This is a genomic window from Pseudomonas sp. DNDY-54 (assembly GCF_019880365.1).
GTDB lineage: Bacteria > Pseudomonadota > Gammaproteobacteria > Pseudomonadales > Pseudomonadaceae > Stutzerimonas > Stutzerimonas stutzeri_P.
Genome location: NZ_CP082271.1, coordinates 117,575 through 130,429, shown reverse-complemented (window position 1 = coordinate 130,429; position 12,855 = coordinate 117,575). Strand labels below are relative to the sequence as shown.

Below are 12,855 nucleotides of genomic sequence, written 5' to 3'. Positions count from 1 at the left end.
GTCCGAAGGTCATAGCGGCTATCGGCGGGAAATCGCGTCTAGCCTGGAGAACACCATGAACAAGTATCTACTGTCAGTTGCCACCGCTGCCTGTCTGGTGGCGGGGACCGCCTCGGCCGGAAGCATCACCGGTACCATCGATGCCATCGGCGCCTCGCTGGTCAATACCGTTGAGGGTACCTCCGATATCACTTCGAATCTGGGCGACGACAAGCTCGTGGTCGACGCAAAGGACGATGCCGCCCGCTTCGTTGCCAGCAACGGTGAGGCACGCGGCGCTCAGCTGGAGGCCGCTCTTCAGCACATCCGCACCCAGGCACCACGTCTGGAGGCAAGCGACCTGCAACTGGCCAGCGCGATCCTGGCGCTCTGATACGCGTCACGCAGCAGGCAGGACGCTGGCTCTGGCGCTGGCGCTGGCGTTTCGCTAGCCTTGGCGGCTGTTTTGTTTGGCTCCAGGATTTGCATGCGTTCGCTCTACCTAACACTGGTGGGCTGCTGCTTCTGCGGCGGCGCCCAGGCATTCGATACCACCCTCGCGGGCACAGTCGCCTTCAGCTATGTTGCCAGTCAGGTAACCAGCGCCCCGTTCGATAACAAGCTCATCCTCGACGCTCACGCTGACGCGGCAGGCTTTGTCGCCAGTCACGGCGAGTATCGTGGCGCCCGGCTGGAGGCCGCGCTGATTTGGTTGCGTGGGCAGTACCCGGAAATCGCGGCCAGCGACCTTGAACTGGCCGAGGCGATCCTCGTCCAATGACCCACTTCGTATAGCGAGCAGTCTTATGAAACTCAACCTGATCGTCGTGCCGTTCACTCTGGCGCTCCTTGCGAGTAGCGCTCATGCGCAGACGCTGGTGGCTACCAGTAACATCGTCGTCAACGCACTGGATCGCAGCATTAATTTCACCTCCGACGTGACCAGTCGGATCAGCGACATGAAAGTCGTCAGCGAAGCGCGCGACGAGGCCGCCAGCTTCGTGGCCAGCGGCGGCAACATCCGTGGCGCGCGGCTGGAAGCCGCTTTGGGTAGTTTGCGAAGCGCGTTCCCGGAAGCGCAGCAAGCCAGCGATGTCGCGCTTGCCGAAGCCATTCTCGCCCAGTGAGATGCTTGCGCGTCTGGCGGATGGCCATCGCGCTCGCCGCACTCACCTCGTTTTCGATGCTCTGTCAGGCCGAGCTACGTCTGACGCTGGATGACCGCGACCTGCACGCAGTGGAGCGCGCCGCCAGCCAAGAGCTGCTGGACGAAGCGATAGCTGCGCTACCACCCCGGATGCTCCAGCGGCTCGACCGCGACGTTCGCGTGCGCTGGCATGACGGGCTGACCCATGATGTGTATGGCAGCGCCGGCGGCAATCTGCTGCTGCTCAACCGGCGCCTGCTGCCCGCGTTGGCCGATGGTAGCGCCGCAGAACAGCGCACCGAGCGGCCGCACGGTACGGTCCGTAAGGAAATGCTGGCGACACTGGTTCACGAGATCGCACACCTCTATGACCGCGCGCGGCTCTGGTCAGTCGTTGATCACCGACAGCTTGCCTTTTGCAGCCAGCGCGCCAGCAGCCTCGGCCTGGTGGGCCTGCCGGACCGGTGCCGCGGCCAGACCGAGCGCCGTTTTACGCTGAGCGATGACCCGCGTCTGCTCGACCTGGCGGGCTGGCCCCAGCGAGTCGGTCAACGCGGCGAGCGAGTATTAGCGAACGCGCAGGAGGCGCGAAGCCCTGACGCCTACGAGCTCACCAGCCCTCTGGAATTCATTGCCGTGAACCTGGAGTACTTCCTCCTCGACCCCAGCTACGCATGCCGCCGCCCCTTGCTGCATCGCTATTTCCGTGAACATTTCGGCTGGCAGCCGACCCATGTGCAGGCGTGCGCCTCCGGCTTGCCAATCCTCAATGCGGGGCACGATTTCGGCCGCAATCCATTGGTAGCGTTGGACCCCGAGCGGGTCTATGAGGTGGACTACCTGTTCGCCGAAGCCAACGACGCCTGGGTCAGTCGCTGGGGCCACAGCATGCTGCGCCTGGTAATCTGCGCCCCGGGTCGCCCGCGCGGGGCAGATTGTCGGCTGGATCTCGATCATCATCTGGTGCTCTCCTTCCGTGCGTTTGTCGGTGATGTCCAGCTGTCGAGCTGGGACGGGCTCACCGGGGTCTATCCGTCGCGCCTGTTCGTGTTGCCCCTGGGCCAGGTGATCGACGAGTACACCAAGGTCGAACTGCGCAGCCTCGCATCGATTCCGCTGAACCTGCGGCGCGAAGAGATCGAAACACTGGTGACACGCAGCGCCGAGGTGCATTGGAGCTACGACGGCGACTATTACTTCCTGTCCAACAACTGCGCGGTGGAAACCCTCAAGTTGCTGCGCAGCGGCACCGCGCGACCTGAACTGACGGCCCTGGACAGCATTTTGCCCAGCGGATTGCTCGAGATTCTGATCAACCGCGGCGTGGCCGACGCCAGCGTGCTGGACAACCCGCGCGAGGCGCTGCGCCTGGGGTACCGCTTCGACTCCTATCGCGATCGCTACGAGGCCATGTTCACTGTGCTCCGGGAACGCCTCGGGTTGCCGCACTCCGATGTCGAGCAGTGGCTGGACCTCAGTGCCGACCAGCGCCGCCCCTGGATAGAGAAGGCTGACCTGCGGGCCAGCGCCGCCTTGTTGCTGGTGGAACAGGCTGCGCTGCGTCGACATCTGCTGCTGGCACAGGAAGAATTGAAAAACCGTTACCTGAGCGGTCGCACGCGCGGCGACAGCGGCTTGGCCAAGGCAGACGAGGCCCTGCAGGGCATCCTCGCCAACAGCGGTTATCTCAGCCGTCCAGCTGAACTGCTCGACGGGCACGGTTACGGCCTCCCGCAGGCCAGCGAACGTCAGCGCCTAGAGGATGAAAGCGGCCAACGCCAGGCAACGCTGAGTCAGCTGACTGAAGCATTGAACGAGGAAGTGCGGCTGTTGCTGGGCGAAGAGCGCCGGCTTGAACTGGAGAGCGTCGAAGCCAACCTCACCCAAATCGGAGCGCATCTGCGCAGCCTGCATAAAGCCGGTGGCGGATTGCAGCTGCCCTGATAGAGCGGTTGCGTCGGGCGTCAAAGCTGGTGTTGTGCATGCTTTCTGTAGCGCAGGTTACGCGTCGATGGGCGGCGCGCTTACGGATGAGTGAAGGCAGTGCTAACGACGCTGCGGCGGATGCATCACGCATGCGCCAAGCACGGTAGGCCACTCGGCGTTGGCTTTCTTCAAGGCAAAAAAAACCTCGAACTTCGTTGGGGGAGGGGGAAGTTCGAGGTCCAAGTCCGGAACGCCTTAGCGTTTCCAGAGATCTGCCAACACTTAACACAACAAGGAGCATCGAAGAGCTTTTACACCCTTCGTAGCCTATGACTGGCGTTTCGATCCATCAGTTCCATGCGAAACGCAAAATATTTTTCTGAAAGAAGCCAAACCGCTCTACACCGGGGCATTCAGCGTCCTAACAACAGCCGATGATGCGCCTTTTCGAGGCAAGAAGCGCATTGAGCGCGCCGCGATGGCGCACCGCAATCCACCGCCCGCCACGTGGTTTCAGTGCGCCTCGTCCCAGTTGTTGCCAACGCCAGCCTCGACCAGCAGAGGCACATCCAGTTCGGCGGCCTGACTCATCAACGGACAGATCTGCTTGCGAACCTGTTCGACCAGATCTTCGCGCACTTCGACCACCAGTTCGTCGTGTACCTGCAAAATGACGCGCGCATCGAGCCCGCTCTCCAGCAACCACCTGTCCACGCTGATCATGGCGCGCTTGATGATATCGGCCGCTGTGCCCTGCATCGGCGCGTTGATCGCAGTGCGTTCTGCGCCTTTGCGCATGGCGCCGTTCTTCGAATTGATCTCCGGCAGGTACAACCGACGGCCGAACAACGTTTCCACGTAGCCCTGCTCGGCGGCTTGCATGCGGGTGCGCTCCATGTAGGCGAGCACACCGGGGTAGCGGGCAAAATACCGATCGATATAGGCCTGGGCTTCGCCGCGGCTGACGTCGATCTGCTTGGCCAGGCCGAACGCGCTCATGCCGTAGATCAGGCCGAAGTTGATCGCCTTGGCGCTGCGTCGCTGGTCGTTGCTGACCTGCTCCAGTTCGACGCCGAAGACTTCTGCAGCGGTAGCGCGGTGCACGTCCAGGTCGTTTTGGAAGGCATACAGCAGGCCCTCGTCCTGAGCCAGATGCGCCATGATCCGAAGCTCGATCTGTGAGTAGTCGGCGGCCAACAGCTTATAGCCCGGTGCGGCGACGAACGCCTGGCGGATGCGTCGGCCCTCGGCGGTACGGATCGGGATGTTCTGCAGGTTCGGATCGCTCGAAGACAGCCGCCCGGTCGCCGTTACCGCCTGGTGATAACTGGTGTGGATGCGCCCGGTCCGTGGGTTGATCTGCTGCGGCAACTTGTCGGTATAAGTGCCTTTGAGCTTGCTCAAGGAGCGGTGCTGTGTGATCACCTTGGGCAGCGGATAGTCACGTTCAGCCAGCTCGGCCAAGACGCTTTCAGCCGTCGATGGTTGGCCACCGGCGGTTTTCGACAACACCGGGCACCCCAGCTTGTCGTAGAGAATCGCGCAGAGCTGCTTCGGAGAGCCAAGGTTGAACTCCTCACCCGCGATCTCGTAAGCCTCGCGCTCCAGTTCGATGAGCTTGTTGCCCAGTTCAACGCTTTGCAAGCCAAGCAGGTTGGCGTCTACCAAGGCGCCGTTGCGCTCGATGCGCGCCAGCACCGGCACCAGCGGCATCTCGATTTCGTTGAGCACCTTGAGCAGCGACGGCGTGGCTTCGAGCCTGCTCATCAGGGTCTGGTGCAGACGCAAGGTCACGTCGGCATCCTCGGCAGCGTAGGGTCCGGCCTGCTCCACGGCGATCTGGTCGAAGGTCAGCTGTTTGGCGCCCTTGCCGGCGATGTCCTCGAAACGGATGGTGCCGCGGCCAAGGTACTTGAGCGCCAGGCTGTCCATGTCATGGCGGGTCGCGGTCGCGTCCAGCACGTAGGATTCGAGCATGGTGTCGAAGGTCATGCCGCGCATCTCGATGCCGTAGTGCATCAGCACGTTCATGTCGTACTTGCCGTGCTGGCAGATCTTGCGCTTGCCGGCGTCCTCCAGCAGCGGCTTGAGCGCCGCGAGCACGGCGTCGCGATCGAGCTGCTGTGGCACGCCCATGTAGCTGTGGGCCAGCGGTACATAGGCCGCCCTGCCCGCCTCGATGGCAAACGAGACGCCAACCAACTGCGCCTTCTGTGCATCGAGGCTGGTGGTCTCCGTATCGAAGGCGAAACACTCGGCGTTCTTCAGGCGTTCAAGCCAAGCATCGAACTCGGCCTGCTCGAAGATCGTTGTGTATTCGGCCTCGGCCTGGATCGAGCAGCCTTCGGGCTGCACCTCGCAGTTCTCCCCGGCGGCCTTTGCCTCGCGCAGCAGCTCGTCGAGCCAGTTCTTGAATTCCAGCTCGCGGTAAAGGGCGATCAAGGCCTCCCGGTGCGGCTCGCCGGGCATCAGATCCCCGACCTGTACATCCAACGGCACGTCGATTTTGATTGTCGCCAGCTCGTAGGACATGAACGCAGCGGTGCGGTGTTCCTCGAGCTTGGCGGCCAGCGACTTGGCCCCGCGGATCGGCAGATCGCAGACCTTGTCGAGGTTCTCATACAACCCCTTGATGCCGCCGGGAATGCCGTTCAGCAGGCCACAGGCAGTTTTCTCGCCGACGCCGGGCACGCCGGGGATGTTATCGACCTTGTCGCCCATCAGCGCGAGAAAATCGATGATCAGCTCGGGGCCGACGCCAAACTTGGTCCTCACGCCCTCGATGTCATAGACGCTGCCGCTCATGGTGTTAACCAGGGTGACATGCGGGCAGACCAGCTGCGCCATGTCCTTGTCACCGGTGGAGATGATCACGTCGCGCTTGAGGGCCGCACATTGGCGCGCCAGGGTGCCGATCACATCATCGGCTTCCACCCCATCGACGCAGAGCAGCGGCATGCCCAGTGCGCGCACGCTGGCGTGCAGCGGCTCGACCTGACTGCGCAGGTCATCCGGCATCGGCGGGCGGTGGGACTTGTACTCGGCAAACAGGGTGTCACGGAAAGTCGGGCCCTTCGCATCGAAGACCACGGCGAAGGGGCTGTCCGGGTATTGCCGGCGGAGCGCCAACAGCATATTCAGCACACCCTTCACCGCACCGGTAGGCTTGCCGGTGGAAGTGGTCAGCGGAGGCAGGGCGTGAAAGGCGCGATAGAGGTAGGACGAACCGTCCACCAGAACGAGAGGCGCTTGGCTCATGAGCAGGATCAACCTTTTCGGCGGGCCCGCAGCTAGAATGCAGGGACCACTTGACGACAAAGGGACAAGGTTATCATGCGTGCGATCAAACCTCTGGTGCTGGCCAGCCTGCTAACGCTCGTGCCGCTGAGCGGTTTCGCCCAGGAGTCGGTCGATGGCGAACCCGACGTCACCATACGCCAGGAAGGCGAGCGGACCGTCGAGGAATACCGGGTCAATGGCTTCCTCTATGCTGTCAAGGTCATCCCCAAGAACGGCAAACCGTACTTCCTGGTGCGCGCCGATGGCGACAGCAACTTCATCCGGGCCGACAAGCCGGACATGCTGATCCCGGCGTGGGAAATCTTCAGCTGGTAACGCAGCGTCGACGTTAACGGAAGGCCATCATGTCGGTATTCACTCCGCTGCAACGCGAAGATCTCGAAGTCTTTCTGGCGCCCTACGAACTGGGCCGTCTGCGGCACTTCGAAGGCATCGCGGCCGGCAGTGAGAACAGCAACTTCTTCGTCAGCCTGGAGCAGGGCGAGTACGTCCTGACGCTGGTCGAGCGCGGCCCGACTCAGGATTTGCCGTTCTTCATCGAGCTGCTCGACGTGCTGCATCAGGCGCGCCTGCCCGTGCCGTATGCGTTGCGCACCACACGTGGCGAAGCGTTACGCAACCTGGCCGAGAAGCCGGCGATGTTGCAACCGCGGCTGCCCGGCAAGCACGTCAGCGCGCCTAACACGCATCACTGCGCCGAAGTCGGTCGACTGCTGGCACGGCTGCATCTGGCCACCCGCGAACAGATCATCGAGCGCCGCAGCGACCGTGGCCTGGACTGGATGCAGGAAGAAGGCCCCAGCCTCGCGATGGCGTTGCCCGAGGATCAACTCCCACTGCTGCGCGACGGCCTTGCTGAAATCGCCGAGCTCAAACCCAAGATTCTCGCGTTGCCTCGCGCCAACCTCCACGCCGACCTGTTCCGCGACAACGTGCTGTTCGAGGGCAACCACCTGACCGGCGTCATTGACTTCTACAACGCCTGCTCCGGCCCGATGCTTTATGACATTGCCATCGCCGTCAATGACTGGTGCTCACACCCCAACGGCGAGCTCGACGACGACCGTAGCCAGGCATTGCTCGCCGCGTACTCCAGTCTGCGCCGCTTCACGCCCGCCGAGGCCGAGCTATGGAGGCCGATGCTGCGCGTGGCCTGCGTGCGTTTCTGGCTGTCGCGCCTGATCGCGGCGCAGAACTTTGCGGGCCAACCTGTTCTGATTAAAAACCCGGATGAGTGTCGTCACCTGCTCGCGGCACGCCAACATAGCCAAAGCGCATTGCCGTTCGCGTTCTGACGGCACGCCACCATCTGTACACCCAGCCAGCCATTGGCAACCGGCCCGGCCCAGTCGTGCCGGCCTGTGATGCACAATCGGCGCCGTTTGCGGTCGAACCCTTAGGCAGCGTACCGAGGAACGTTTAAGCCTGCCCGGCGTCAATGAAGCCCTTCCCTAGCGAGTTGTTGATGCTGGGGTAAGATGGCCGGCCAGTCACACGCCGCGGTCCAGGTTCCCCGATCGCTGACGACGGCGCTGCCCGCCTACTTTTTTGCAACCATGCGACCCGGGCAAACCGGGCACATACCATCCTGATGCACCTGACCTGCCTGGCTCGGTGGCATTGTTTTCAGGGAAACGAACGAATGACCTCACGCTATGTAATCAATGCCTCGGTTAGCCCAAAAGGCAGCCTGGAAACGCTGTCTCAGCGCGAAGTTCAACACCTGAGCGAAGCCGGTTCAGGCAGTACTTATGCGCTGTTCCGCCAGTGCGCGCTGGCGATTCTCAACACCGGTGCACGCATCGACAATGCCAAGACCGTGCTCGAGGCTTATGACGACTTCGAAGTACGCATCCACCAGCAGGATCGCGGCGTGCGGCTTCAACTGCTGAATGCACCGGCCGATGCTTTCGTCGATGGAGAGATGATCGCCAGCACACGCGAAATGCTCTTCAGCGCGCTGCGCGACATCGTCTACACCGAAAGCGAGCTGGGCAGCCCGCGGATCGACTTGACCAGCTCCCAAGGCATCACCGACTACGTGTTCCATCTGCTGCGCAACGCCCGCACCCTGCGTCCGGGTGCCGAGCCGAACATGGTGGTGTGCTGGGGCGGACACTCGATCAGCACCGAGGAATACAAGTACAGCAAGCGGGTCGGCCATGAGCTGGGCCTGCGCAATCTGAACATCTGCACCGGTTGCGGACCTGGCGTAATGAAGGGTCCGATGAAGGGCGCAACCATCGCCCATGCCAAGCAGCGTATCGCTGGCGGCCGCTATCTGGGCCTGACGGAGCCGGGCATCATCGCCGCCGAGGCGCCTAACCCGATCGTCAATGAACTGGTGATCCTCCCGGATATCGAAAAGCGCCTGGAGGCCTTCGTCCGCGTCGGCCACGGCATCATCATCTTCCCCGGCGGGGTCGGCACGGCCGAGGAATTTCTTTATCTGTTGGGCATCTTGCTGCATCCGGACAACCGCGACGTGCCCTTCCCGGTCATCCTCACCGGCCCGGAAAGTGCCGCGCCTTACCTGCAGCAATTGAGGGATTTCGTCGGCGCCACCCTTGGCGAGGCAGCCCAGCGCCTGTACCAGATCGTTATCGACGACCCGGCTGAGGTCGCGCGGCAGATGGTCGAGGGATTGAAAGCGGTCAAGCAGTTCCGGCGCGAGCGCAACGATGCGTTTCACTTCAACTGGCTGCTGAAAATCGAGGAAGGCTTCCAGCACCCCTTCGATCCGACACATGAAAACATGGCCAACCTGCCGCTGACGCGGGATGTGCCGCCCCATCTACTGGCAGCGAATCTGCGCAGAGCGTTTTCCGGCATCGTGGCCGGTAACGTCAAGGACAAAGGCATACGCCGCATCGAAAAGTTCGGGCGCTACGAGATCCACGGTGACCCAGCCATCATGAAGCCGCTGGACGAGCTTCTTCAGGCCTTTGTGCTTCAGCATCGTATGAAGTTGCCGGGCGGGCGGCCATACGAGCCGTGCTATCGCGTGGTGACTTGAAGATTGCAAGCGCGTGACAGCGGCAGCGCAGCCCGGTGCCGCCAATCGCGCGCATCGCAAGATGCTGTGCACGGTCTCGCGGGCTAGGCTCGCTCTGTAGACAAAGACAGGCAAGGGCGCTGACGTGCGCAGCCAATCGTAGGGTGGCTTAGCCCACCGAAACAGACATCCGGACGGGTCTATGGGCCAGAGTTAGATGCTTCGGTCCAGTGCCGTAGGATTTCCCAATCCGTAGCTAAACACCGTCGGTGGGCTAAAGCCCACCCTACAGAACTGCAGCTTGCAGCCTCGCCGCAAGCTAACGCGCTTCAGTCGCAAGCATCTTTCTTGGAGGCAGCACCTTGCCTGCTCTTAGCGCAGCCAATCGCAGGTCAGGCTCTTAGCCGCACTTGGAATTGCCGCAATTGAGGCACGTCGCGCAGCCATCCATCTGTACAACCGCCTGGGTGTTGCACTTGCTGCATAGCTGCGCGCCGGCGGGGAAGCCCTCGCCCGGCTCTACCGTGGCAGCGCCTTGGCTGGCTTCGTATGCGGCACGCTTCTCGGCCAGGTACTTGAGCTGGGTTTCGTCCAGCGCATGGCCTTCGAGCATGCCGATCGCGATCAAATGGCGCTCCAGCACGCCGCCGATCTCAGCGACGATGGACGGCATGTAGACGCCGCCTTTCTTCAGATAGCCGCCGCGCGGATCAAACACGGCCTTCAGCTCTTCCACGAGGAAGGTGCAGTCGCCGCCCTTGCGGAACACTGCCGACATGATGCGAGTCAGCGCGACAATCCACTGGAAGTGGTCCATGTTCTTCGAGTTGATGAAGATTTCGAACGGCCGGCGCTGCTCGTGCGGCGTGCCGGCGTTCAGCACCACGTCGTTAACGGTGACATAGAGCGCGTGCTCGAACAGCGGTGATTTGATCTTGTAGGTCATGCCGATCAGGGTCTCCGGGCGCTGCAGACTTTCGTCCATCTCCACCACCTGAACGGGTTTGCCCGCTTTGCTGTCGGTGCTATTGGCCGCCGCGACGGAGCGCTCGATGGTCTCGTCGACCACCTTGAAGCCCTTGATGCGCTGGTTGATCTTTACAGTCATTGTGCAATCTCTCCTGCCGGGCGGCAGACGCGGCCCGGCGCTAAATACGGTTGGCGGTCCGGCTCAGTATTTGCCGTAGTAGCCTTCTTTGAGGGCATCGAACAGGTTGGCGGCGGAATTGACCTCGCCGTCGTATTCGACTTCCTCATTGCCTTTCAACTCGACCACGCTGCCATCTTCAAGGATGAAGCGGTACAAGGTCTTCTCCAGGTCGGCTTCCTTGACCAGCACACCCTGGAAGGCCGCCGGATTGAAGCGGAAGGTGGTGCAGCCCTTGAGACCCTGGCGCCAGGCGTAACGGTAAATGTCCTTGAACGCCTCGAACGGGTAGTCGGTGGGCACGTTTGCCGTCTTGGAGATCGACGAGTCGACCCATTTCTGTGCCGCGGCTTGGATATCGACGTGCTGCGTCGGGGTGATGTCGTCCGCGGTGATGAAATAGTCCGGCAGCTGTTGTGACGGATCAGTGGAGCCTGGCTGCGCCTTGGAATTGACCAGGGTGCGGTAGGCCAGCAACTCGTAGCTGAAGACTTCGATCTTTTCCTTGGCCTTGCGTCCGGCGCGGATCAGGTTGCGTGAGTAGTGATGCGCGAAGCTTGGCTCGATGCCATTGGAGGCGTTGTTCGCCAGGCTCAGGCTGATGGTGCCGGTCGGCGCGATAGAGCTGTGGTGCGTGAAGCGAGCGCCCTGCTCGGCCAGCTGTTCGATCAGTTCAGGGGCGTATTCGGCGATTCGCTGCATGTAGCGCGAGTATTTGGCGTGCAGCACGCGCCCCGGCACCTGATCGCCGATCTGGTAACCGTCCTTTTTCATTTCCGGGCGTTTGCGCAGCATTTCGGCAGTGACTTCGAAAGTCTCGGTCAGCAGCGGCGCGGGGCCTTTTTCCTTGGACAGTTCCAGCGCCACTTCCCAGCCAACCAGCGCCATTTCGCGCGCGACTTCTTCGGTGAACACGCAGGCTTCTGGGCTGCCATAACGCAACTTGAGCAATGTCAGCGCCGAACCAAGACCAAGGAAACCCATGCCGTGGCGACGCTTGCTTTCGATCTCGTGGCGCTGCTGTTCGAGCGGCAGGCCGTTGATCTCGACGACGTTGTCGAGCATGCGGGTGAACAGGCGCACCACTTCGCGGTACTTGTCCCAGTCGAATCGTGCGTCGACGCCGAACGGATCGACCACAAAGCTGGTCAGGTTGATCGAGCCCAACAGGCAGGAGCCATACGGTGGCAGCGGCTGCTCGCCGCAGGGGTTGGTGGCGCGGATCGCTTCGCACCACCAGTTGTTGTTCAACTGGTTGACCCGGTCGATGAGGATGAAGCCCGGCTCCGCGTAGTCGTACGTCGAGACCATGATCATGTCCCACAGATGCCGCGCCTTGACCCGACCGTAGATCTTGCAGGCCACCAGACCGTCTTCGCGAACGATGTAGCCGTCATGGGTCGGCCATTCGCGCCAGACCACCTGTTCCGGGTCCTCCAGATCCAGCTCAGCTTTTTCCTTCAAGTGCAGCGGGAAGATCAGTGGCCAGTCGGCGTCCGCCTCCACCGCCTGCATGAACTCATCGGTGATGAGCAGGCTCAGGTTGAACTGACGCAGCCGGCCATCTTCGCGCTTGGCACGGATGAACTCGCGCACATCGGGATGACCCACATCGAAGGTGCCCATCTGCGCGCCGCGGCGGCCTCCGGCCGAGCTGACGGTGAAGCACATCTTGTCGAAGATATCCATGAACGACAGCGGCCCGCTGGTGTGCGCACCGGCGCCCGAGACGAATGAGCCACGCGGACGCAGCGTGCTGAACTCATAGCCAATGCCGCAACCGGCCTTCAGCGTCAGGCCGGCCTCATGCACCTTGCCGAGGATGTCGTCCATCGAATCGCTGATGCTGCCCGAGACGGTGCAGTTGATGGTCGAGGTGGCAGGCTTGTAGTCCTGCGCGCCGGCGTTGGAAATGATCCGCCCGGCCGGAATCGCGCCATTGCGCAACGCCCATAGAAAACGTTCGTACCAGTGTTCGCGCTGCTTCACTGGCTCGACGTCGGCGAGGGCTCGCGCAACCCGCTGCCAGGTCGCATCGACGCTGTCATCGATGGGTGCGCCGTCCTTGTTCGTCAGGCGGTATTTCTGCGCCCAGATGTCCTCAGAGGCCGCCTGCAAGGCGATGCTGGAAGTGGTATTGCTCGCTGCCACGATGGGCCCATCCGTCTTCGCCATGCGCTGCGCATCCTCGTGTCGATGGATAAAAAATAAGCGCGAAGCTTAAGCCAGGTGACGGCAAAGCACACCTGATTAGCATCAAGCCACTCGACGGATGACCACTTTGCGGATCGACGGCAAAGGCGGCTCAGCGGAAGCCATCAGAGCGGGGTTGAACCGCCTTACCGCAACGCAACAGGCCCG

General features: G+C 62.1%; 10 protein-coding genes. 7 read left to right on the top strand and 3 right to left on the bottom strand.

The annotated features are described in order from the left end of the window. Positions 1–55 precede the first annotated feature (55 nt). From K4O48_RS00615 to K4O48_RS00600, 4 genes are all read left to right on the top strand, one after another. Positions 56–373, top strand: a complete 318-nt coding sequence (locus K4O48_RS00615; RefSeq protein WP_222910287.1) for a DUF2388 domain-containing protein — start codon at positions 56–58, stop codon at positions 371–373. A 93-nt stretch (positions 374–466) separates the two neighbouring features. Then, positions 467–760, top strand: coding sequence for a DUF2388 domain-containing protein (locus tag K4O48_RS00610; RefSeq protein WP_222910286.1), 294 nt, complete (start codon positions 467–469; stop codon positions 758–760). 25 nt (positions 761–785) lie between these two features. After that, positions 786–1,106 carry a DUF2388 domain-containing protein gene (locus K4O48_RS00605; protein ID WP_222910285.1) on the top strand — a complete coding sequence of 107 codons (321 nt, stop codon included), beginning with the start codon at positions 786–788 and terminating at the stop codon, positions 1,104–1,106. A gap of 20 nt (positions 1,107–1,126) precedes the next feature. Then, positions 1,127–3,070 carry a DUF4105 domain-containing protein gene (locus K4O48_RS00600; RefSeq protein ID WP_222910284.1) on the top strand — a complete coding sequence of 648 codons (1,944 nt, stop codon included), beginning with the start codon at positions 1,127–1,129 and terminating at the stop codon, positions 3,068–3,070. A 495-nt stretch (positions 3,071–3,565) separates the two neighbouring features. Here the strand turns inward: K4O48_RS00600 and polA are convergent, their stop codons facing one another. After that, positions 3,566–6,310, bottom strand: a complete 2,745-nt coding sequence (polA, locus tag K4O48_RS00595) for a DNA polymerase I (RefSeq protein ID WP_222910283.1) — start codon at positions 6,308–6,310, stop codon at positions 3,566–3,568. Between the two features lie 75 nt (positions 6,311–6,385). Here polA and K4O48_RS00590 point away from each other — a divergent pair, with 75 nt between their 5' ends. From K4O48_RS00590 to ppnN, 3 genes are all read left to right on the top strand, one after another. Next, the gene (locus K4O48_RS00590; RefSeq protein ID WP_222910282.1) at positions 6,386–6,667 is read left to right on the top strand and encodes a DUF2782 domain-containing protein; all 282 of its coding nucleotides are present in this window, start codon (positions 6,386–6,388) and stop codon (positions 6,665–6,667) included. Positions 6,668–6,696: 29 nt separating this feature from the next. Then, positions 6,697–7,647 (top strand): homoserine kinase, encoded by a 951-nt coding sequence (locus K4O48_RS00585; protein ID WP_222910281.1) that lies wholly within the window; start codon positions 6,697–6,699, stop codon positions 7,645–7,647. A gap of 347 nt (positions 7,648–7,994) precedes the next feature. Continuing rightward, positions 7,995–9,368, top strand: coding sequence for a nucleotide 5'-monophosphate nucleosidase PpnN (gene ppnN, locus K4O48_RS00580; RefSeq protein WP_222910280.1), 1,374 nt, complete (start codon positions 7,995–7,997; stop codon positions 9,366–9,368). A 379-nt stretch (positions 9,369–9,747) separates the two neighbouring features. Here ppnN and K4O48_RS00575 read toward each other — a convergent pair whose 3' ends face one another. Next, a complete protein-coding gene (locus tag K4O48_RS00575; protein WP_222910279.1) occupies positions 9,748–10,455 on the bottom strand; it encodes an NrdJb in 708 nt (235 codons plus the stop codon). A gap of 63 nt (positions 10,456–10,518) precedes the next feature. Continuing rightward, positions 10,519–12,669, bottom strand: coding sequence for an adenosylcobalamin-dependent ribonucleoside-diphosphate reductase (locus tag K4O48_RS00570; protein ID WP_222910278.1), 2,151 nt, complete (start codon positions 12,667–12,669; stop codon positions 10,519–10,521). Positions 12,670–12,855: the final 186 nt, after the last annotated feature.

Bases quoted from the DNA above. Each gene is read 5' to 3' on its own strand.
- K4O48_RS00615 (WP_222910287.1), top strand. From the start codon at position 56: ATGAACAAGTATCTACTGTCAGTTGCCACCGCTGCCTGTCTGGTGGCG.
- K4O48_RS00610 (WP_222910286.1), top strand. From the start codon at position 467: ATGCGTTCGCTCTACCTAACACTGGTGGGCTGCTGCTTCTGCGGCGGC.
- K4O48_RS00605 (WP_222910285.1), top strand. From the start codon at position 786: ATGAAACTCAACCTGATCGTCGTGCCGTTCACTCTGGCGCTCCTTGCG.
- K4O48_RS00600 (WP_222910284.1), top strand. From the start codon at position 1,127: ATGGCCATCGCGCTCGCCGCACTCACCTCGTTTTCGATGCTCTGTCAG.
- polA (WP_222910283.1), bottom strand. From the start codon at position 6,310: ATGAGCCAAGCGCCTCTCGTTCTGGTGGACGGTTCGTCCTACCTCTAT.
- K4O48_RS00590 (WP_222910282.1), top strand. From the start codon at position 6,386: ATGCGTGCGATCAAACCTCTGGTGCTGGCCAGCCTGCTAACGCTCGTG.
- K4O48_RS00585 (WP_222910281.1), top strand. From the start codon at position 6,697: ATGTCGGTATTCACTCCGCTGCAACGCGAAGATCTCGAAGTCTTTCTG.
- ppnN (WP_222910280.1), top strand. From the start codon at position 7,995: ATGACCTCACGCTATGTAATCAATGCCTCGGTTAGCCCAAAAGGCAGC.
- K4O48_RS00575 (WP_222910279.1), bottom strand. From the start codon at position 10,455: ATGACTGTAAAGATCAACCAGCGCATCAAGGGCTTCAAGGTGGTCGAC.
- K4O48_RS00570 (WP_222910278.1), bottom strand. From the start codon at position 12,669: ATGGCGAAGACGGATGGGCCCATCGTGGCAGCGAGCAATACCACTTCC.